The following is a 1,256-nucleotide window of genomic DNA, read 5'->3' on the forward strand; positions in this document are numbered from 1 at the left end:
TCAAGAACAACCATCAATGGGCCCACCATGGAGCTAATTGTCACCCAGCCGCCAAAGAGGAGCAAACTCTTGGCCTGATCGCCTGAAATCGACGGCGCATGATCATGAAATACATGAATCTTGCACCGCCAGAACATTACGATAGCCGATAAAAGGCTTGTCAGAATAACCGAGGGGATGAGCCACGCTAAGTCGGGACCCCAGCTCCACGCAACCGTTAAAGGCAAAATCTGAATCAGTACGGAACCGGATATCGATATAATATTCATTTCTAAAAATTGTGCGCGCCCCTGAAGCGCGCCGCCCAGAACGCCCGAAATCGTCATCAGCGGCACTGCAAGGGTGAGCCAAGGCAGGCCCGAGACAAGCTCTGATCTAAGGTCAGCCCCCATGCTCATGACATGCTCGAAAAAAAACTTCGAAGTCGGCCATATCAATATGCCACCAACGAGGCCTAACGCTGCGTTCATCGCTAGCGCGGTCCAAAATGTCGACGCAATGCGTTCCGATGAAGAATCGCCGAGGGCGGCGATGCGCTGCGCCGTTGCGCGGCCAAGTCCCAGATCGAACAGGCCAAAATAACCGAGAAACGACCAGAGAACCGCCAAAACCCCAAACCGCGCGTCTCCGACCAGGCGGATATAGATGGGGATTGTCAAAAGCGACACGCCCATCGGAAGCAGGGCTCCCACCAAGTTGTAAGCGGTGTGTTTGCGGATGCTCACTATTCAGCGGACCTTCCGAAGCAAATCGCAAACGATGTCCGACCGGCGGATCATATCCACATTCTGCTTATGATTTCGTCCCGACGTACCAAGGCATCGCGAGTTCCAAGCCCTGGCCAATCCTTTGCGTGGGGACATAACCTAGTTGCGCGGCCGCCTTGCTGATGTCCGCTTGGCTGTGGCGCACGTCGCCCCTACGAAAATCTCGGTAAGTCGGCTTCGCCAAGGCAAGATGCGCAAAGTCCGGCGCGAGCAACCGGCGCAATTCCTCATAAAGATCATTCAGCGTCGTGCGATCGCCGACCGCCACATTGTAACTTTGGTTCACCGCTTGGGAGCTCTGCGTCGTCGCCGCCAACAAATTCGCCTGCACCGCGTTGGCGACGTAACAGAAATCGCGACTTGTCTCGCCGTCGCCATTAATGAACACGGGCTCACCCGCGATCATAGCCGCCGTCCATTTCGGAATGACGGCAGCGTAAGCGCCGTTGGGGCATTGTCTTGGACCAAAGACATTGAAGTAGCGCAGGC

General features: G+C 55.6%; 2 protein-coding genes. Both read right to left on the minus strand.

Features of this window, described 5'->3' with window-relative positions:
* On the minus strand, window positions 1-725 hold a 725-nt coding region (locus tag NEI07_RS15820), incomplete at its 3' end, for an oligosaccharide flippase family protein (RefSeq protein WP_256035854.1).
* 67 nt (window positions 726-792) lie between these two features.
* On the minus strand, window positions 793-1,256 hold a 464-nt coding region (locus tag NEI07_RS15825), incomplete at its 5' end, for an NAD-dependent epimerase/dehydratase family protein (protein WP_305123775.1).

It is taken from the genome of Methylocystis suflitae, from assembly GCF_024448135.1.
In the GTDB taxonomy this organism is placed as follows: domain Bacteria; phylum Pseudomonadota; class Alphaproteobacteria; order Rhizobiales; family Beijerinckiaceae; genus Methylocystis; species Methylocystis suflitae.